Raw genomic sequence first — 21,431 nt, 5'->3', positions numbered from 1 at the left:
AACAGATCGATATGAAAAAAATTAAATACACCGGTTTATTGCTGTTCATACCATTGATGTATGCCTGCAAATCACATCCGCCCATTGCTACTAACGAGGGCGGGGCCGATACTATTCCTGTACAGGTTATACAGCTAAAGCAGCAGGGGAGCAGCGCCCCCATGGCCGTATCAGGACAGTTTACTACCGATGACGAGGTAATGCTTTCGTTTAAGATAGGCGGTATCATCAGCAGCCTTAATGTTAAAGAAGGCGATGCTGTAAAAAGAGGCCAACTACTGGCAACGCTTAATCCCACCGAAATCAATGCACAGGTACAACAGGCCAGTTTGGCAACAGAAAAAGCGCAGCGTGATTATGAGCGTGCTCAAAACCTGTATAAAGACAGTGTAGCTACATTAGAACAATTACAAAATAGTAAAACCGCTTTGCTGCTGGCTCAACAGCAATTAAAAACGGCAACGTTTAACCGCCAGTATTCGGAGATCCGGGCACCAAAGGATGGTTATATTTTGCATAAGCTGGCCAATGTTGGTCAGCAGGTTACCGCGGGTTCGGCTGTATTGCAAACCAATGGCGCCGAAGCCGGCAAATGGATGCTGCGCGTAGGGATCAGCGACAGTGAATGGGCTGTGCTGCAACTTAATGATAAGGCAACTATTCAAACTACGGCAATGCCGGGGCAGGAATTGCAGGGCACTGTGAGCCGTAAATCTGAAGGGGTAGATGCCTCTACCGGTACTTTTAGTGCAGATATCACCATCACCGGTAAAAAGCCTCAGGCTGTAGCAGCAGGCATGTTTGGTAAGGCTACTATAATACCTGCACGACCTACCGATACCGGCAATGCCACATGGCAGATCCCTTATGACGCGCTGTTAGATGGCGACGGCAATAGCGGCTATGTATTTGTAACCGACGATAACAAAACCGCCCATAAAGTAAGAGTAACTGTAGCCGGTATCGACAAAAATACGGTGACCATCAGCAGCGGCCTGGCCGATGCAAAGTCACTGATCATTTCAGGTTCGGCTTATCTTACTGATAATAGCGCAATAACCGTTAAATCACCTAAAACTGCGGCCAGATGAAGATTTCGGATTATGCTGTGAAAAACAGCCAGTTTACCCTCGTGATCTTTATCATGATCATAGCGTTAGGGATCACAACCATGCTGAACATGCCCCGGTCTGAAGACCCCGAAATGCACCCGCCTTCCTTCCTGGTTATCGTTAATTATCCGGGTACAAGTCCGCGGGATATTGAGGATAGGGTAGTAACGCCTCTGGAGAAAACAATCGGTAGCTTGGATGATATTAAACGCATTCGTACCACCATCTCAAACGGCGTGGCTGTATTAAGGGTTGAATATAAGTACAGCAGCAATATCGACTCTAAATACCAGGAAATTGTTCGCGAAGTAAATAATAAGCGGAGCGAACTGCCAACGGATGTGGCGGGTATCGAAATTCAAAAGCAGCAGCCTACAGATGTAAATGTTTTGCAGGTTGCGCTGGTATCTGAAAACGCTGCCCGTAGCCAGTTACAACATTACGCCGAGAAACTGCAGGACGAGCTGGAAAAGGTGTCATCATTGAAACAAGTATTAATCTACGGCTTGCCCGATCAGCAGGTACGTGTTGAGCTCGATCTGGAAAAAATGGCACAGATGCACCTGCCTGTAAGCTCGGTTGTAAACAGCCTGCACAGCGAAATGGCGAGTATACCCGGCGGTAGTATTGATGCAGCGCATTTAACTTTCAATATTAAAAGTAATGATTACCGCAGCCTTGATGCTGTGAACGGTACTGTTGTTTATGCAGCCAATGGCAAAAACATCTTGCTAAAAGATGTGGCACATGTATATTACGGCTATGGTGAAGAAAAACATATCACCCGCCTCAACGGCCATCGTTGCGTATTTGTGGTAGCCGCCCAAAAGGATGGCGAAAACATCAATAAAACCCAGGCTGATTACAGCAAGGTACTTACAAACTTCAAAAAACTGATGCCTGCTAATATCGATCTGGTACAGAATTTTGACCAGGCCGATAACGTGAACAGGCGTTTAACTGGCTTAAGTCATGATTTTATCATTGCTATTTTATTGGTAGCTGTTACATTAATGCCTTTAGGATTTCGCCCGGCGGTTATCGTGATGATCTCTATTCCGCTTTCATTAGCTATAGGTATTGTATTACTACAGCTTTTCGGATTCAATCTTAACCAATTGAGCATAGTAGGTTTGGTTGTGGCGTTGGGGCTTTTGGTTGATGATAGCATTGTGGTGGTTGAAAACATTGAACGTTGGATGTTGGAAGGGCATAGCAGGCTTGAGGCTACCTTGAAGGCTACCGGTCAAATTGGTAAAGCCGTTGTTGGTTGTACCGTTATCCTGATCATAGCCTTTATGCCGCTGGTATTTTTACCCGAAGGTTCCGGCGATTTCATCAGGTGTTTGCCATTAGCCGTAATATTCTGTGTATTGGCATCAATGCTGGTATCCTTAACGTTTATCCCATTCCTGTCAAGCCGTTTGCTGAAAAATCATACCGGTCACCCGGATGGCAACCTGATCATGCGTGGATTGAAAAAGTTGATCCACGGTAGCTATGCACGTTTATTGGATAAAGCATTACAGAAACCGTTTTTAACTATCGGTGTTGCTGTTGTATTGTTTACAGCTTCTATCTATTTATTCGGCGTTATAGGTTTTAGCCTGTTTCCATCTTCAGAGAAACCGCAGTTCCTGATCAATATCACTACCCCCAATCAGTCTAATTTGCCTTATACCGATACTATTACAAGGCAGATAGAAAAACAGTTAAAGCAGGAATCTCTTATTAAATACTATGCTACGAATGTTGGCCATGGTAACCCACGGATCTACTACAATGTGATTGCCGAAAACAACCGCAGCGATTTTGCGCAGTTATTTGTGCAGCTTGATAATGATACCCGGCCGGATGAAAAGCTCGCACTCATCCAGAAATTACAGAACCGCTGGGTCCATTATCCCGGTGCTAAGGTTGAGGTGAAAAACTTTGAACAGGGGCCGCCGGTAGTTGCACCGATAGAAGTGCGTTTGTTTGGTGACAACCTGGATACCCTGCGTGCCTACTCGCTTAAAGTTGAAAAACTGCTGCACCAAACGGCGGGTACCATGTATGTAAATAACCCAGTAAGCTTGTTGAAAAGCGATATTCGCATAGCGGTAAACAAAGAAAAGGCGCAGCAACTGGGTGTCAATTCCTTAGCTGTCGACCAAATTGCAAGGCTGGCTGTTACCGGTCTCGACATGGGTACATACTACAACAATGATAATAAGTATGGTTATACCGTTTTGCTTACGCGGATTAAGGAAGGTCGCCCAAGTATGGATGCCTTCCGCAATTTGTATGTGAACAATGCACAGGGCAACGCCTTGCCGCTTAACCAGGTGGCCAACCTTCAATTGGAAGCATCTCCGGCGGTTATCAATCACCAGGAAAAAAAGCGTGTAGTATCGGTGCAGGCCAATGTGCAAAAAAGCTTTTTGGTGAGCCGGGTAATTGATGACGTAACGCAAAAAATGGATAAGCTGAAATTACCGCCGGGATATAGCTATGAAATGGGTGGTGAGGTTGAATCCAGAAACAACTCCTTTGGCGGCTTCATGAGTATTATTCTGGTAACTGTATTCGTGTTCGTGGCAGTGCTGGTGTTATTGTTTAAAACCTTTAAAAGTACATTGATTATTCTTTCAGTTATTCCGCTGGGGGTAGTAGGGGCAGCTGTGGCACTCTGGGTTACAGGTAACTCTTTGTCGTTTGTTGCTATTATAGGTTTGATAGCATTGGCTGGTATCGAGGTTAAGAATACCATTTTGTTGGTTGATTTTACCAATCAGTTACGACAGCAAGGCCGGAGTTTGCAGGATGCCATCCGTGAAGCTGGTGAGGTGCGGTTTTTACCTATCGTACTAACTTCTCTTACAGCTATAGGGGGGTTGATACCAATTGCTATTTCAACAAACCCTTTAATATCTCCATTGGCTATAGTGCTTATTGGGGGATTGATTAGTTCTACTTTATTGTCGAGGATAGTAACGCCCATAGTTTACGAGTTGATTCCGCCGGCTATTACGGCCGATGAGCAAATGGCGCATTAAAGTTATTACAACCCCGGCAGCTTGATAAAATGCTGCCGGGGTTTGTATAATTTGTTAACTGCATATGCTCAATATGTGTTTAAAATATTCACAAAACCGATGATTATCCTTGCTAATGTTAATGTATGGTTATCAGTTGATTAATGATTTTGCAAAGGCGGGTTTATTCAGTATTACTCCAGATTTAGCACGGTGTTTTGGCAAAAAACACGTGCCCTATGATCAATAAAATTTACCTGTTATTCCTGTTAACCTTATTCACAACTGTTGCCTCTGCACAAACAGGGGGAATAAAAGGACAAATAATTGATGCGCAAACAAAAGAGCCATTAAGCGGCGCCTTTGTCCATTTTGATAATAAAAACGGAGGTGCGGTTACCGATGCATTTGGTAATTATGCTATCACCGGTGTTGATGCCGGGCAGTATAAGCTTAAAGTAAAGTATATAGGCTATACTGAGTACAAGCAGGACATCACCATTACGGCCGGCAAGGTGTCTGTAATGAATATTACGCTATCAGAAAAGCCTGAAGAGCTTAAAACCGTTAAAGTTTACGGCACAACCAATGCTGAATCTGAGTCATCATCCCGGCATAAGGAAAATAAGGCGGATAATATTATTAACGTACTTTCGGCACAAGCTATGCAGCGGTCGCCGGATATTAATGCCGCGAACGCCCTGCAACGTGTTTCGGCAGTTACTATCCAGCGCAACAGTGGTTCGGATGAGGCTTATGCTATTATAAGGGGTTTAGAACCACGTTATAATAATACATTAATTAATGGTGTAAAGGTTACCAGTCCCGATCCTGTTTCAAGGTTTATCTCATTAAGTATTGTCCCTTCAGATCTGTTAGAAAGTGTTGAAGTAAGTAAAAGCCTTACACCCGAAATGGAAGGCGACGCAATAGGCGGAACCGTGAACCTGGTTTTTAAAGATGCACCCGAGTACGAGTATTTTAAGGCAAACGGCTCGATAGGCTATAGCGCCATTTTCTTTAACCGGAGGTTTGATGATTTTTATCATGGCGCGGTTCAAAGTAGAAGCCCGACTGAAAGGTTCGGAGCTGCTTATAGCGCTCCTCCGGGCTATTTTTCAAGGGCTAACCTTGACTTTACCAAGAAGAATGCCCCACCAACCGCATTACTCGGTTTTACTTACGGTCGCAGGTTCCTTAATAATAAGTTAGGGTTTATTATTGCCGATAGCTATCAAAACCAATTTTACGGAACAAATTCAGAATTTAACGTAGCCCAGCCCGATATCAGGCCAGGCAAGAACTTCCAGCCGGTTATTTCTGACGTGGCCAACCGGGCTTATTCAACCCAGCAATTAAACAATGGGCTGTCGGCTCATTTGGATTATAAGTTTGACGATAATAACAAGGTGAGCGTTGATAACGTTTTCCTTTATACTCATCTTGCACAAACTCGTTTAAGTATTGATACCTCGATATTAGGAGGCAACGGCGGCAGGATAGGGCCGGGTACAGGTACCGTTTTTAACGACAACCGTTCAAACATCCAGAATCAATATGTTGAAAATCTCAAACTGAGCGGTAAACATGTTATCGAAAAACATTTCCTTTTTGATTGGGCTGGTGTTTACAGCAATGCTACTCAAAACGCGCCAGACAGGGCCGATATATCTATCAACCATTTAATCAATCCCGATTTTACAAGTACTCCCGATTATTTTGATAATATATCAAGGATTTGGCAAAAGAGCGGTAATAAAGACCTTAGCGCTATGGCTAATATCGGCTACAAAACAGGTCTTGGTGAAAAAAGTGCCATTGAATTAAAGGCAGGTGGCCTTTACAGGCATAGTACACGCTACAACCATCAAAACGAATACATTTTGCGGCCGGCCGCCACTGCCAACGGAGGTAAAAGCGGCTTTACCGATATCTATTCAGCTAACTTTGTAGTTTATAATCAAACAGGTACCGATCAAAGCGATAAAACCAATTATACAGCTTACGAAGATATCACTGCAGGCTACGGCGAAGTTAAACTCGTGCTGGATAATTTAGCGGTTATCGGCGGTGTACGTGTTGAAGGTACTAAGCAAGGCTATGATACCCATCCTGTTGTTCTGGATATCCGCAGTAATGCAAAAAAAACTTATACTGATGTGTTACCAAGTGTTCAGTTAAAATATAAGCTTACCGAAAATTCAAACTTAAGGGCATCTTATTTTAAGTCAATAGCACGTCCGGCATTATATGAGCTGGTGCCAACCCCAACCCTTGGTGAAAGCACCGACGTTACCGGTAACCCGCTTGTAAAACATACTGAAGCGGATAACTATGATATCCGCTATGAATTGTTTCCAGGTAAAGAACAACAATTGTTTGTTGGCGGGTTTTACAAAAATATCATCAACCCCATTGAGTTTGCTTTAAATGATTCCCAAAACGGGCAGCTTAATACTTCGCCGCAAAACTTTGGTACAGCCAAGGTTACAGGTGCAGAAATAGTTTACAGTAAGTATTTTGGCGATCTTGGTGTATCAGGTAATTACACGTATACCTACTCAAACATAAAAACTACAAAAATTTATACCTCTACCGATGCGAATGGGGTTTCTACCTCTGTTCCGAGATTGCAAAGCAGGCCACTGCAAGGGCAAACCGGTGATGTATTAAACCTGTCGTTACTATACAAAAATGATAAGCAAAAGGCTTTTGTTCAGTTAGCCTATACCTATACCAGTAAAACGCTGTCGTTGATCTATCCAAACTATGGATATGATTACTATCAGCAACCTCAATCGTTCCTTGCATTATCAGGAGAAAAGCAGGTAGCCAAGCATTTTGTTTTAACAGCTAAGGTGAACAACCTGCTCAACACACCTACAACAGTATTGATCAATAACCTTGTTCAATCAAAAGATTTGTACAACGTAAGTTTCAATTTAGGTTTCAGGTATTCATTATAAAAGCATCAAATCCATGAAAGTGAAATATATATTTATGTTAGCAGTTGGCTTTATTGCAACTGCTACCCTTAATAGCTGTAAAAAAGCTGAGTTAACTACGTTTACTCAAATTAAAATTCCTACTTCAAGCCCGATACAGCCCGGTAATATCAGCGGTTTTGTAAAAGGCACACTGGTAACCGGCGAAACATATACCATAACCGCCGATGTTACGGTAAAAAAAGGCGATACACTTTATGCTCAGCCCGGTGCAAATGTTATCGTGAAAAACAACTCGCAGGTTAATATTCAGGGTGTTTTAAAACTGGTAGGTACAAAAGATCAGCCGGTGTATTTTAACTCTGACTCGAACAAGCCCGGTACCTGGGGCGGTTTTCAATGTGATACAGCACAGGCTATAACCATTATCTGGACGCATGTTGATAACACCGGCGGCCCGGATGCTTCCGGAAGTGCACGGGGTACATTAAAGGTTAAAGCCGCTATCAACGTAGATATTGAAGATTCATGGTTTACCAACGGTCAGGATGACCTGATGGCCTTAAGCAACGGCGCCAAGGTAACTATTTTAAGAAACACCATCAGCTCATCGGGCAGTACTGATGGTGAAGGTATAAACCTTAAAACAGGTGTTACCGGTACCGTGGCTTATAACGTAATTTTTAGCCAGGCAGGCTCAGGTGTTAAGCTTGAAACCAGTTCGAGCAAGCCCTTTCCGCAAACCGAGGTAAATGTGTATAACAATACCCTGGTTTCAAATGGCTGGCGAAGAGGTTCGGCCGAGCCGGGGCGTGCTGTTTCTGTTGGTGTAAATGCCATCGGCCACATTTTTAACAATATTATAGTTAATGATTACCACGGAATTGAATTATTTGACGATGGCGATATTGCCCACACCACTTACGGCAATAACCTGTTTTATGCCACGGTTGATACTTATGCCGATTTGGTTGATCCTACTTTAAAGATCAACATCAGAGATGGCTTTTATCCTCCATCAGGTTTGGGGAAACCTCAGCCTACCGATCTGATCTCAAAAAAGATAGGGGACAAGGATCCAATGTTCGTAAAGTTTGATGGCACAGTAGCCGCACCTAATGGATTTCCTAATACCAACGATTTTCACTTACAAAGTACATCACCAGCGTTTAGTGCAGGCAATACGCAATATAACCTTGATCTGGGTGCTTATACCAGTGACGGTAAGGGGAATAAACATTAAGCACCAGTATTTTAATATAACTCAATTATAAAAATCATCATGAAAAAAATAGCGTTATTGTTTCTTTTAAATGCCGGCCTGTTTTCAGGGGCATCAAAGGCATTTGCTCAAAATTATGTGTTGGATAAAACCATTGCTTTGCCCGGTAATGGTGGTTATGATTACGTTTTTATTGATCAGCCCAACCATACATTATATGCATCACACGGTACCGAAGTAAACGTAGTTGACCTGAAAACCGAAACTCTTAAAGGCACTATTGGGGATATGAAGGGCGTGCACGGCATCGCTATTGACAATGAGCTTAATAAAGGCTTTATAAGCGACGGTAAAGCCGATGAAGTTATTGTGTTTGATATCAAAACGCTGGCAGTGATCACCCGTATTCCATTAGATCATAAAGGTGCCGATGCTATTATTTTTGATTCCTATTCAAAAAAGATCTTTACGTTTAATGGTCATAGCAGCAGTTCGTGCGTGATTGATCCTGTATCAATGAAACAGATAGCATCAATTGATATGGGCGGGGCTCCCGAATTTGCGGTTGCCGATGGTAAAGGAACTATATATAACAACCTGGAAGATAAAAGCAGCCTGAATGTAATTGACACAAAAACATTAAAGGTTTCCAAAAACTATAACCTAAGTCCTTGTGGTGGCCCGACTGGTATAGCTATGGATAAGGAGAACCAAAAGTTGTTTACCGTTTGCCGCGAAAACAAAAGTCTTAGCGTAGTTGACATTCCTACCGGCAAAGTGATCCAAACACTGCCAATTGGCGCAGGCGTTGATGCCGTTGTATATGACCCGGCTCAAAAAATACTTGTAGCCTCAAACGGCGATGGAACAGCCAGCATCTTTAAGCAAGACACTCCAGGCAATTATAGCACTGTGCAAACACTGGCTACCCAATACCGTGCTAAAACCATGGCTATTGATCTGGATACACATAAGCTTTACTTCCCGGTTGCCGATTATGAAACAGGAAACAAAACCATGAAGCCTGGTACATTTAAGTTACTTGTTTATCGTCAGCAATAATATTGAGATGAAAAGAAGAGATTTTGTAAAAAATACTACCTTATCCGCAATAGGGGCTTCACTTATTGCTCCCTTAAGCGCTTTTGCGGCAAACAGGGTAACACACTTAACAAGTGAGGAGCTAACCTTGCTGCCGGCAATTAAAGATGACTACTCCCTGCATTTTATGGCCCTGGGCGATTGGGGCCGTAACGGTGAATATGACCAAATGGAAGTTGGAAAGCAGATGGGGCTTTGGGGTGCAGCGCATCCAAATGATTTTGTTGTTTCGGTTGGTGATAATTTTTATCCCAAAGGAGTTATCAGCGAATTTGACCCGTTATGGCATTATTCGTTCGAGAATATTTATACCGCGCATTCACTGCAATGCGACTGGTACCCGGTTTTTGGTAATCACGACTATCATTCGGATGTTGATGCCCAGGTCAGATACAGTAAAATAAGCCGCCGCTGGAATATGCCGGCGCGGTATTATTCCAAAGAAATCAGCTTGAATAAAGCTAAAAATAACGAAGACGAGGCTGTCAAAAAAGAACCAAAGGAAAAGAAGCAGCAAGCTAAAGCGAAAGCTCTTTTGATATTCATTGATACAGATCCTTTTTTACATGAATCGCAGGCCCAGTATGTTGAAAAGCAAATGCAATGGCTTAATGAAACGCTGGCGAATGCGTCTGAGGATGTAAAATGGAAGATCGTGATCGGGCACCATCCTTGTTATTCTGTAGGTCCCCGCATTGAAAACTACGATACGTTAACCATGAGAAAAGCATTGACCAAAACTTTTGAAGATCATAAAGTCGACGTTTATCTTTCCGGGCATGAGCATTCACTACAACATCTGAAACCCGATGGCTTTACACATCAGTTTATTTCAGGTGCGGGGTCCGAACTTACAAAGGTTACAGCAGGTGTTCCCTATAGCCGTTTCCAGGCATCAGAGCATGGCTTTATGTATTTTGCTGTAGATGAGAAACGATTGAACGTAAGGGCGATAAATTACCAGGGAGAGGTGCTTTACCAAACCGAGCTTACTAAATAAAAACGGGATAGCTTAAGGGGTTTCCCTGTGTAATACGTTTTTTCAATTCAAGTTTACAGCTTATCAAATGGTAAGCTGTAAGCCTGATAACCAATAATAATTGATCGTGATTGCCAATCCTTAATATGAAATGGGTTTTTGAAGCACTTTAATCGTTGTATTATTAAGCCTGTGTTAAGTTTTGGTTATGTATTATTCTTAGGCTTCTTTATTCAATTTTTCTCCAGTTTTCAGCGGGTTTCTTTGCGGAAAATTAAACCCGTTGTTCATGAAACACCCTTACTTTCTTAACAGGTTATTGCTATTATTCTCAATATGCCTGCTATTTTCCTTTACAACTATGGCCCAAACCATAAGGGGAAAGGTAACCGATGCTAAAACCGGCGAACCCCTTACCGGAGCAACAGTGCACTTAACCCAGGATGGGCTTAGCAAATTTGTTGCGGTTAACCTTAATGGCGCTTATAGCTTCAAAAATTTAAAGAATGGACCTTACAAATTACAGGTAAATTACGTTGGTTACGGCCCTTCTAAAGTTAAAGAAGGCAATATTACATCAGCCAGCGATGTCATTACGGTAAATGTAGCCTTGCAGGATGCCGATATGCAGATGACCGAAATACAGGTTAAAGCCCAGGCAAACAAAGAATCTGATGGTGCTGTGCGTAGTATTGAAAAAAATGCACCGATGGTTATCAACGTACTTTCGGCAAATACTATTAAGTTATTACCCGATGTTACGGTGGCTAACGCTTTGCAGCGTGTTAGCGGTGTAACCATCCAGCGTTCGGCAAGCGGCGAAGGCCGTTACGCTATTATCAGGGGGATGGACCAGCGTTACAACTCAACATTGGTAAACGGTATTAAAATACCAAGCCCTGATGCTCAATACCGATTTGTACCTATGGATATATTCCCTTCAGAAATGCTGGAAAGGCTTGAAGTGATCAAAGCGCTTACCCCAAGTATGGAAGGCGATGCCATTGGCGGTGTGATGAACCTGGTGATGAAAAGCGCTCCAAGCCAGTTTACTTTGAGCGCTAACGTATCAGGTGGCTTTTCCACATTATTTTCATCAAGCAGGCCATTTGTTGGTTTTAGCGCATCTCCTAACAGCAAATCTCCGGCGGCTATTAACGGCAATAGCTATGCAGCTACCTATGCTGATTTTAGCAACAAGGCGCTTGCAAGCGATAAAAACATTTCAACTCCATTTAGCTCAACCGCCGGTATCACTATTGGCGACAGGTTTTTGAACAGAAAATTAGGCGTTATAGTATCTGCAAGTTATCAGAATATATACCGTGGCTCTAACTCAAAGCAGCTTACACCAAACGCGCAGCCATCAGCTATCCCGCTGCCAAACTCACCACAGTTTTCTGATGCGTATGATCGTACTTATTCAACCCAAACAGAACGTGTTGGTATCCACAATAAAATAGATTACGCCATCAATAACAACAATAAGATCTCGTTATACAACCTTTACATCCATCAAAGCGAATTTGAATCGCGTTTTACTTCTGATACTCTTGGCCTTGGTTTAAACTCCACTGGCTTAAGCAAGCAGATCACCATCTCAAACAGAAGTATGCTAACTAAGCAAAGTATCTATAACTCAACTTTGCATGGCGATCACTGGCTTGGCAACGAGTGGCGTTTAAACTGGGATGGAGTATATTCTGAAGCTACCAGGCATCAGCCGGATAGAACCGAGTTTTTTTACGATGCCAACAAAACCCTCAATAACTCAGGAGCAGTTACTGCCGAGGTTGATAATAATACCCAGTTAGATCATCATTGGGAAAATAACCGCGATAAAGACATTTCGGGATACGCTAACCTGATCTATACTCCTAAAATCGCCGGTAAAGATGTTGAGTTTTCGGCGGGTGGTTTATATCGCCACAAAGTGAGGGATGCTGATTATATCACTTATTCATTAACCGGTGGTAAATCAACCTTATTCAATAATAATTTCAATTCTATTCCTTTTGCGTTCAATTCGGCAGCGGATGGTATCGGTGCCAATAACCCCGATCTGCAAAATAACTATCATGTAAGGGAAAATGATAACGCTGAGTATTTACAGGTTAAGTTTGATCTGTTCCCGAAACTACAGGTGTTAGGCGGTGTACGTATTGAAAATACCGATTTAACTTATGCTACCCAATCGCCGGAAACAGTTACACAAAGAAGCGGTAATATTAAATACACAGATGTATTACCAAGTATCCATTTAAAGTATCAATTAACAGATAATCAAAATATCCGTGCATCGTACTATGCGGCAATCAGCCGTCCGGGTTTTGGTGAGCAGGTGCCATATAAAGTTACAGGCGAATATTATGACCAGGTAGGTAACCCTTACTTAAAACACATCACAGCTGATAACTACGACGTACGTTATGAGTTTTTCCCAGGCGGCGCCGATCAGTTATTGTTAGGTTCTTTCTACAAAAAGATCTATAATCCTATTGAGTATTTCGTTGTTCGTGATGGTGGCCCGAGCTCACAGGTTATTAAACCTCAAAATGACCCGGGCAATGCTACCAACTATGGTTTCGAAGCTTTGGCCACTAAATTCTTTGGCGTGATAGGCTTTTCAATCAATTATACGTACACCCACTCAAGGATAACCACCAATAAATTGCTTTACTCAAATGATCCTACTTTGGGTTTACAGCAAACTAATGTGAATGAAACACGCCCGCTGCAAGGCCAGGCAGACCACGTGGGCAATGCATCTGTACTGTACAAAAGCGCGAAGTTAGGTTTGGATATGCAGCTGGCATTTGTATACACCGGCGAACGTTTGGCGCAGGTATCTCCATATTATAACCTGGACTTTTATCAGCATGCCTACAATCAGCTGGATTTTTCTTTCGAAAAAACGATTGCCAAAAGGTTTTCTTTCTATGGCAAGGTTAATAATATCACCAACGCGGCCAGCAAAATCTATTTGAAATATCCGCATGGTAGTCTTGATGCAAAACAGCAGGAGTTTTTAGGCAAACAAGACATTGCAGGTCAAACGCTTGTACAAAGCGACTATTACAAAACACTATTCCTTGGTGGTTTCAGGTATAAATTATAATAAAAGCAACGATGAAAAAATATATAATCCCAGTTATTTGTATCCTGATGGCAGCGGCATTTTCCGGTTGTCAGAAATGGAAAGGTGAGCACATGGACATTTACAGCTATACACCGCCGGCTGCAAACCCGGTAAGTGATAAGGCTCCGCTTTCATGCAGCTCAAGTGGTTCAACCGTAATCCCGGTAAAAGGTACCATGCTTACCGGCAAAACATATACCGTTGAAGACGGTTGCGATTTGGTAATTAACCCAACCGATACCTTATTAATGCAGCCAGGCGTTACATTGAATATGGGCGTTGGAAGCAGCCTTATAGCGCTTGGTACCCTGGTAAGTAACGGTTCAAAAAATCAGCCAAACTGGATCACCGTTCCGGGTATTGTAAAAAATGATGCACCGGGCGGCCTTACTGCGGCTGCCGACCCTGCTTATGCCGGTAAATGGAAAGGCATCATTGGCGGGCCAACCTGTAATTTATTGGTATTAAGATGGACACACGTGGAGTATGCAGGCTTAACCGAGGGTAAAGCTACATCAACCATTGCAGGTTCGGGCACCGGCAACCAATACAGTATCTTATTTGCTAACTATAATGGCAACTTCATTATGGAAGATTCCTGGCTGTACGGTGGGGTGGATGACCCTATCAGGATTTCGGCGGGTAAAATTGCAATCTTCAGAAATACTTTTGAAAAAAACGGTGTTAGCGGAGGCGACTGTTTAAATGCGAAGGGCGGTACTGTGGGTACTATGGCCTATAATATGTTTATGGGTACTGCAACCAACGGACAAAAGGCATCAAACAAAGGTCAGGCTACCGGTGCTCCGCAAACCAATATCGTTATGTACAACAATACATTCGTTAGCGGCGGCTACAGGCAGGTGCAAAGCGGCCGTGGTGGTTGCATCAACTTTGAAGAAGGCGCGGCAGGTATGTATTACAATAACGTCGCTATCAATTGCAGGTTTGGCTACCGTGTGGTTGGCAGCCCTGTTGCTGATGTTGCTCACTTATCATATGGAAACAACTACCAATGGGCCGATTCATTGAGCGTGGCAAACCAGTTTTATCCTACAGGCTACATTACACAACCGCAAAGCACGGATATCCCTTCAATTACAACATCGGCAAAATACCTGCCTGCAAACTATACATTAGGCTCTATTTATGACGGCAGTGATGTTGTGCAGAAAAATAACCCGATGTTCCTGAACTTCCCGCTTCCAACGGTTGGTCACCCATTGTACCAATACAGTGCTATCGGGAATTTTAACTTCCATTTGTTGGCCAGCTCGCCACTTATTGGTAAGGGTAACACATCAATTAAACCGTTGATTACCGTACCGCTTGATAAGATCTATGGCTTATCAGACGCAACCTTACCTGGTACCGATCTTGGTGCATACCAGTTAAATGGTTCAGGAAATCAACACTAATAACAATATTTATTATTCAGGAATAGCCGGAATTAATCTGGCTATTCTTTTTTTATATATTCAAGAAAATGAAAAAGCTTATTTGTATACTTTGCTTATCAGTTATCTCCTCCCTAACCGCATTGTCGGTCAATGCACAATCAGCTAATTTAAAAATTGTATTTATCCGTCACGCCGAGAAGCCGGTTAAGGGTGATAATCTGAACTGCCAGGGGATAAACAGGTCATTAAAATTACCTGCCGTACTAACCGCTAAATTTGGTGTGCCCGACAAAATATTTGTGCCTGGCTTAGGGTTGGGAGAGGCTACCAAACATTCCAGGATGTTTCAGACCATTGTGCCGCTTGCTGCCAAGTACAATTTAACGGTAAACAGTTCCCGCACCGAGAAGGACTCATTAGGCTTGGCTGCCGATTTAAAAAGCCGTACCGGTGTAATATTGGTGGTATGGGAACATGGCGGCATAGCACCAATTGTACGATCATTGGGTGTAAAACAGGATAACCTGAAATGGCCGGACGATGATTATGACAGCATCTGGATTGTTAATTTCAAGAATGGCGAAGCTGTTCTTTCGCGTGACAAGGAAAATATCGATCCCGGAAAAGATTGTAATTTTTAGTTTATACTTCGGCCCCGGCTTTACAGATGGGGCCGATTTTTGTTTATGCGGCTTTGCTCATAATTGCTACAGAATGTTCCTGTAATATTGGAGATAAAGGCTTAGCATGGAATTTAACAAGTCGTTTTTCCTTACCCACCCGTCATCAGTACAGATACTGATTTTTGGAGCGTTGATAACCTCTTTGTGGCTTGCTGAAGGTTTGATACTGGCAATACCTGTCCGCAAAAAATGGCGGCACACTTTCACAAATATGCTGTTTATTGTAACTGCACTGCCGGTGCAGCTTTTTATGACCATGTTTGTATTGCTTGAAGCTGCCTGGATAAACCGAAATCATATAGGTTTATTAAACCGGCTTCCGTGGCACCAAAGTATATTAGTAAAATATGTGGCCGGGTTTATAATACTTGATTTTTGCGAATACCTGTACCATGTTATCATGCATAAAGTTGGGGTATTATGGAAGTTTCATCTCGTGCATCATACCGACCAAAAACTTGACGTATCAACCACGGTAAGGGAGCACCCCGGTGAAACATTGATAAGAATGTGCTTTTTAATGTTGTGGATAGCTATAACCGGTGCATCTTTTGAATTGCTTTTGTTAAGGCAAACCATTCAAACGGTTTCAAATATTACCTCGCATACACAGTTCCGGTTGTCAGACGGCATAGATAAATGGGTAGGTTTGATCTTTATCACGCCTAATATCCATCATGTTCACCATCATTATCAATTGCCTTATACCGATTGTAATTATGGCGATGTACTGTCTGTATGGGATAGGTTATTTGGTACTTATGGAAAGCTGAAGCCGGATGATACCGTGTTTGGGATAGATACACATCCCGATAAAAACGTATGTAGAAGTTTTGTTAAGGTTTTACAGATCCCATTTGCTTCAAAGCGTACTTAACAGAATGAGGATTTGCAAAGCATCTTTTTTATTATTAACTGTGCTGCTAACGACATTGCATGTTAACGCCCAAACCGAAAAATTTACATCGAGGCTTTATTTTCCCGGAGGAGTAGGTGTAAATATACCTTCCGGGGATGAGCAGGTAAGCATGAAACGGGGCAGCGTTTTAAATACTGCAGTTGAGTACCGCCCCGCTTATATCAATGCTATTTTTTTTCGATTTAACTACGACGCCCTAAATAACAAATACAAAAGTAAAGCGGGCGAAGTTCCGACTAATGTGACAGAAGGAAAGTTATCAGCTGGATTTTTCCTTTTGGGAGCTGGTTACCGCCGAAAATTAAACAGGTTTGGGATATATGCGTTGTTGCAACCTGGTTATAATACTTCAGGATATAATAACATTACTGTTAATTCAAACGGGGTTACTATTGGCAGTGTAAGCACTAAACATCCGGCTGTAAAAGTATCAACAGGGTTGGAGTATTATATTGTACCACATTTTGCCCTTGTATTTGAACCGGCCTATTATCATTTGTATAGGGCCAAATCACAATATATTTTAAATCCCAATTATGTGAGTTATAGCATTGGTTTTACAACTACGCTGTTTTAAATACCACATGAAAGGGTCTGCTTAAAAATCCGGGGCGAAACTAAATTTAACACCATATTCCGCGGCTCCCGGATGGTCAAGGTAGTTAAACCTTTTGATCCCGTCTATGCGCAAAAACTTGAAGATATTACCTATACCTACACCGGCTTCTATATAAGGTTTAGTGCCTAAGGCGTAAGTGCCATTTGCTCCGTTACCACCCGTAGGGAACCGGAACAAGTTGTTTGAATAGAGTGGATTATTTTCGTTACGCAAGCCGCCGAACAGTATTTTGGCCGATAGATATTCTCTCCATTTCAGATGCCTTATCAATGGGAACTTGTTCAGTAAAAAACCGCTGAAACTATGGGTTAAGTTGATGCCCGCGTAATGGTCGCTTACAAACTCGAGGTAGGTTTGTTGGTTATACGCGTCCTCATCATAAGCAAGTGATTGGTTTGCCGGGGCGATGTTCAGGAGCGGGAAAGGTACTTTGCCTACTAAATAATTTCCGAGCAATGTTATATCAGTAAAGCCAAGCTGAGATAGGTAAAAACGCTTGAAAATACTTGCTTTAACACTCGTAAAATCATAAGAGCCATTGAATAATCCTTTAAACCCGTGGTTAATCTGCAGGTTCATGATAGGGTACTTGCTGTAAACGGTATGGCGATAAACCGATCCTTGTAAAATTTGTTCGTGCGGAGCATACCTGAAAGCAAGGTTCAGCTCGCTGGTGGTGAGGTCATGAACCAATGTATTAGCCTCGTTGTTGTATTGAAATGCCAATGATGCGGCGGGGCGTTGGTTCCAATTTCTGAATGCAAGATCAAATGAAAAATGGTTTTCAAAATCCTTTACATATTCAATTTTGGCAACCTTGCTATAAAGCCAGTATATTGTTTTTCCTGTTGAGAATGATGAAAGGGCTGCCTGCTGGTTAATGGTTGAAAGGTCCCTTCCCGGTACATCAACATCGTATAAATAGCTTGCCTTAATGTAATCATTAGGGTAGCGATAAAATGGCGTTTTATTAAATGAGTAAAAGGTAGCAATATTGTACTTGAATGTTTTGTCGCGCGTACCATAAGCACCAAAACCTTCAAAATAAATTGATTTGCTTAAATCGGTAGTAGTGCGTCCGCCAATCTGAAAGCGGGAACCCTCCTGGCTATCACGTGAGTAAACTGTACCAATAGGGCCAATCATCACTGGCCCGGCCTTAGCATAGCCTCCGGTAAATGTGGCAGCGAACCAGGTCGCCCTTTTAAATTGCGGCATTTTTTCTAACCTGGCAATTCGGGGGTACATTTTTGCCTGATGATCGGACAGCGTATCGGGCCGTTGATGTGCCCAGTATGAGGTGTCTGGTTTGTCGGCATCAGGAGCTACCTGTAATTCTTTGCCATCATAAAACGCAGCAGGAAGAGGCTTGTCTGCTATGTAGTTAGAAAATATTACCGTTCGCTCACCCATCAGGCCGAGGCCTTTGTTTTTTAAGATGCCAAAATCGGCTTTAACATCGCTTTTGCTTAAAAAATATTTGCCGTTAGGATTCTGCTCAAAATCAAGTGTGATCTTGAGTGCCCGCATGAAATTGATGTTGATTTGCTTGTTTACATCAAGCTCGCAGCCCCGTACAGCATAATTGCCTGTCATACTTACAAGCAGTTTACCTTCAAAAAGTAAGTCGCCTTTGGTGCGTGGTGTAAAACTTAGTTCAATCAACTTTTCTTTACCTGTTTGTATAGTATCGGTAATAAAGAACTTATAATAATTGGGCGAATGATCAGCAATCGGACTCAGGAACTGGTTGGTGATGATAAAAACATTGTTATCATAAATATCAATGTTATTGCCGTAAAGGCGGTTCATATAAATATCCAGACCTGCTGTATCAATAAATTTAAGAATGTTGGCCTCTTTTTGCGCTTTGAGCACGCTGATGGATTTAGCGGGATCTTTGCGATAGTAATTTTGGTATTGCTTTTCGCTGAGATAGGCGGGAAGCAGCACCTGGGTTTGCCCGTTAGTTTTTACTGTATCAAGCATAAATTGATACATTTTAAAATAACGGCTGTTCATTAGTTTAGAAGGAACGTCGATAAATGACAGATTGATGCGCTCATACTGGTCATATTGCAGGTAATCGGCGCTTTCCATGCGGTTTTGCTTTTTATGGTCAATCACCTGCTGGATGAGCTCAACTGCCGGGTTCCCTTTATTGCGGTAACGTTGTTTCTTTCCCGAAACTACCTTGACTTCTTTAAGCTGGGTTTGACTATCGTGTAACCTCACGTGCAGAACGTTTACCTGCCCTGGTTTAATTACTTTGGTAATGGTTTGATAACCAATGTATGAAAAGGTAACATGCGTAAAAGCTCCTGCTGCGTTTAACTCAAATTTTCCGTCCGGATCGGCAATGGTTCCGTACCTGCCGCCTACAAGTTTAACATTAATACCGGGTAACGGTTGCCCGGATGCGTCATCTACCACCTGCCCACGGACAGTTGTGATTAATGACGTTGAAGTTTTTTTTACGCTATCAGGTTGCTGTGCTAAGCCGCATATCGGAAGCAATACCAAAAAGAGTAATAAAGTTGAAATATAAGGAGATAGGCGTCTTATTGAGTTTGACGTTTGGGAAGAAATCTCAAAAGAAGATAACAAATTGTGGTAGATTAAAAATACAAAAAGGGTTCAGTTTTATTCATATTCCGGGTTTAAGCCCGGAATATGCCTTCAATTTTCCTAAACGTACAAATTAATTTTGAATTGTCTCTGAAGAATGTATTATTTTAAGATTAACAGCATTGTGATGTGCTTGTTCAATCAACTTTCAAAAAAATCCCCTTTTCATCAAATAAAAGGTCTTTTCCCTTGATCTCTGCCTCAAACATCTTTTTGCCTGCAGCATCGGTCACACGCCCGGCTTCCTTAACTTTCGCACCCTTGTAGTTGGTTTTAATGTAATCAAAAACGGCAGGAGGCAATTGATTAACCGGTATGGCGTCTACTTCTTCTACAAACTCACCTTTCGGGGTAAAAGTCACTGATGTATCCTCGCCCGATTTGCCTCCCCAATTGGCTTCATAATTTCCTTTCTCCTTTTCCCAGGTAATTTTGGTTGCATTAGGGTATTTTTTGGCGAGGCTTTGTTTCACAGCTGCCGGAACATCTAATGCGTTGGCAGCTTTTGCAGCAATTCCGATACTGAACAGGCAGGCAGTAGCGGATAATAAAATGGTCTTTTTCATAAGTGCTTTTATTTTGATTTACACTAATGTAAGGGAGCAATCTGGAGGAATATGGTACATGCAAAACAGCTTGATTTTAATTGAAACAAACTTGAATGGGTTTGAACCGGTGTTTGTAATAGGCTCCGATAACTTTGTTTTGCAGATCGTAAATCCAATAAAATAAACTTAACCATTTTACCATGAGAACGTTAATTTTCCTGCTTGTGTTGTGCTGCTTTTATAGCGGTGTAAGCGCTCAAAGCAATTTTTTCAATAGCAAGGATGCTTACCTCGGGCAGCAGCGCCCTAATGACACACCGCGGATTTTTGCGCAACAGATGTTAGTGCCCGACAGCGGTATAGCTATGGGCAGGTCGGCTTTCTCGGCCGATGGTAAGGAGTTTTATTATGCCAACGCCATGCATTGGTTTACTACAAAAGGGAACAGGCTCCGTTATTTAAAATATGAGGGTAATAAGTGGCGTGGCCCTTTTGTACTTAATTACGCCTACTTTTCGCCAACTTTTTCTATTGATGGCAAGAGCATGTACTTTGCGGGGAGGGGCGATGGTAAACACTCCTATGTGTTTATATCGCATCGTAACAAAACAGGCTGGACAAATCCGGTGGTTTTCCTGGCAAAAAATTATGGCTTGTATGAGTTTATGCCAACCAACAGCGGAACTTTTTACGTTGCCAGCAACGGCAATGCAGGAAATGTAAAAGATTACAACACTTACGATTTTTGCACGCTTACCATCACCAAAACTGATACTGTTATTAAAAGCCTTGGCCCGGTTATTAATACGCCTGCCTTCGATGGCGATTTCTACGTAGCACCTGATGAATCATACATGATCATCAGTTATAAGGAGAAGCCAGATTACGAATGTGAACTCGGGATCACTTTTCGTAAGCCCGATCATAGCTGGACAACACCGCTAAACCTTGGTCCGCTGATTAATGATGGCGATGCACACCGCTGGGGTGAATATGTTACTCCCGACGGGAAATACCTCATTTATACCAAAGGTACCAGCGAAAAGGATTGTCACCTTTACTGGGTTCGGTTTGATGGTTTGAAGGCTAAACTAAGAAAGGAGGCTTTAGGCAAATAAC

14 protein-coding genes are annotated in these 21,431 nt (G+C 42.4%); 12 read left to right on the top strand and 2 right to left on the bottom strand.

Annotated features, from left to right (window positions below; all coding sequences use genetic code 11):
- The first annotated feature begins 11 nt into the window (after positions 1–11).
- The 11 genes from BMX50_RS10950 (at position 12) to BMX50_RS10900 (ending at position 17,094) form a co-directional block, all read left to right on the top strand.
- On the top strand, positions 12–1,091 hold the full coding sequence (locus tag BMX50_RS10950) for an efflux RND transporter periplasmic adaptor subunit (RefSeq protein ID WP_091210563.1): 1,080 nt from the start codon (positions 12–14) through the stop codon (positions 1,089–1,091).
- Positions 1,088–4,150 (top strand): efflux RND transporter permease subunit, encoded by a 3,063-nt coding sequence (locus BMX50_RS10945; protein ID WP_091210562.1) that lies wholly within the window; start codon positions 1,088–1,090, stop codon positions 4,148–4,150. The genes BMX50_RS10950 and BMX50_RS10945 overlap by 4 nt, the downstream gene beginning before the upstream one ends.
- A gap of 218 nt (positions 4,151–4,368) precedes the next feature.
- On the top strand, positions 4,369–7,095 hold the full coding sequence (locus tag BMX50_RS10940) for a TonB-dependent receptor (RefSeq protein ID WP_091210561.1): 2,727 nt from the start codon (positions 4,369–4,371) through the stop codon (positions 7,093–7,095).
- A 13-nt stretch (positions 7,096–7,108) separates the two neighbouring features.
- Positions 7,109–8,317 (top strand): right-handed parallel beta-helix repeat-containing protein, encoded by a 1,209-nt coding sequence (locus BMX50_RS10935; RefSeq protein ID WP_091210560.1) that lies wholly within the window; start codon positions 7,109–7,111, stop codon positions 8,315–8,317.
- A gap of 39 nt (positions 8,318–8,356) precedes the next feature.
- Positions 8,357–9,358, top strand: a complete 1,002-nt coding sequence (locus tag BMX50_RS10930) for a YncE family protein (protein WP_091210559.1) — start codon at positions 8,357–8,359, stop codon at positions 9,356–9,358.
- 7 nt (positions 9,359–9,365) lie between these two features.
- Complete coding sequence (locus BMX50_RS10925; protein WP_091210558.1) at positions 9,366–10,397, top strand: metallophosphoesterase; 1,032 nt, start codon at positions 9,366–9,368, stop codon at positions 10,395–10,397.
- 268 nt (positions 10,398–10,665) lie between these two features.
- The gene (locus BMX50_RS10920; protein ID WP_091210557.1) at positions 10,666–13,494 is read left to right on the top strand and encodes a TonB-dependent receptor; all 2,829 of its coding nucleotides are present in this window, start codon (positions 10,666–10,668) and stop codon (positions 13,492–13,494) included.
- Between the two features lie 11 nt (positions 13,495–13,505).
- On the top strand, positions 13,506–14,933 hold the full coding sequence (locus BMX50_RS10915) for a hypothetical protein (RefSeq protein WP_091210556.1): 1,428 nt from the start codon (positions 13,506–13,508) through the stop codon (positions 14,931–14,933).
- Positions 14,934–15,001: 68 nt separating this feature from the next.
- Entirely contained in the window at positions 15,002–15,556 is a 555-nt protein-coding gene (locus BMX50_RS10910; protein ID WP_091210555.1) for a histidine phosphatase family protein, read from the top strand.
- 106 nt (positions 15,557–15,662) lie between these two features.
- On the top strand, positions 15,663–16,475 hold the full coding sequence (locus BMX50_RS10905) for a sterol desaturase family protein (RefSeq protein WP_091210554.1): 813 nt from the start codon (positions 15,663–15,665) through the stop codon (positions 16,473–16,475).
- Between the two features lie 4 nt (positions 16,476–16,479).
- Positions 16,480–17,094, top strand: a complete 615-nt coding sequence (locus BMX50_RS10900) for an outer membrane beta-barrel protein (protein ID WP_091210553.1) — start codon at positions 16,480–16,482, stop codon at positions 17,092–17,094.
- 21 nt (positions 17,095–17,115) lie between these two features.
- Here BMX50_RS10900 and BMX50_RS10895 read toward each other — a convergent pair whose 3' ends face one another.
- Together BMX50_RS10895 and BMX50_RS10890 are read right to left on the bottom strand one after the other, a co-directional pair.
- Positions 17,116–19,653, bottom strand: coding sequence for a DUF5686 and carboxypeptidase-like regulatory domain-containing protein (locus BMX50_RS10895; RefSeq protein ID WP_167667871.1), 2,538 nt, complete (start codon positions 19,651–19,653; stop codon positions 17,116–17,118).
- Positions 19,654–19,901: 248 nt separating this feature from the next.
- Positions 19,902–20,330, bottom strand: coding sequence for a PepSY-like domain-containing protein (locus BMX50_RS10890; protein ID WP_091210551.1), 429 nt, complete (start codon positions 20,328–20,330; stop codon positions 19,902–19,904).
- A gap of 182 nt (positions 20,331–20,512) precedes the next feature.
- Here BMX50_RS10890 and BMX50_RS10885 point away from each other — a divergent pair, with 182 nt between their 5' ends.
- A complete protein-coding gene (locus BMX50_RS10885; protein ID WP_091210550.1) occupies positions 20,513–21,430 on the top strand; it encodes a PD40 domain-containing protein in 918 nt (305 codons plus the stop codon).
- The last annotated feature ends 1 nt before the right edge of the window (position 21,431 follow it).

Origin of the sequence: Mucilaginibacter gossypiicola, assembly GCF_900110105.1 — a bacterium.
Lineage (GTDB): Bacteria > Bacteroidota > Bacteroidia > Sphingobacteriales > Sphingobacteriaceae > Mucilaginibacter > Mucilaginibacter gossypiicola.
The sequence above is the reverse complement of the archived record's forward strand: the minus strand, read 5'-3'. Positions and strand labels throughout refer to the sequence as shown.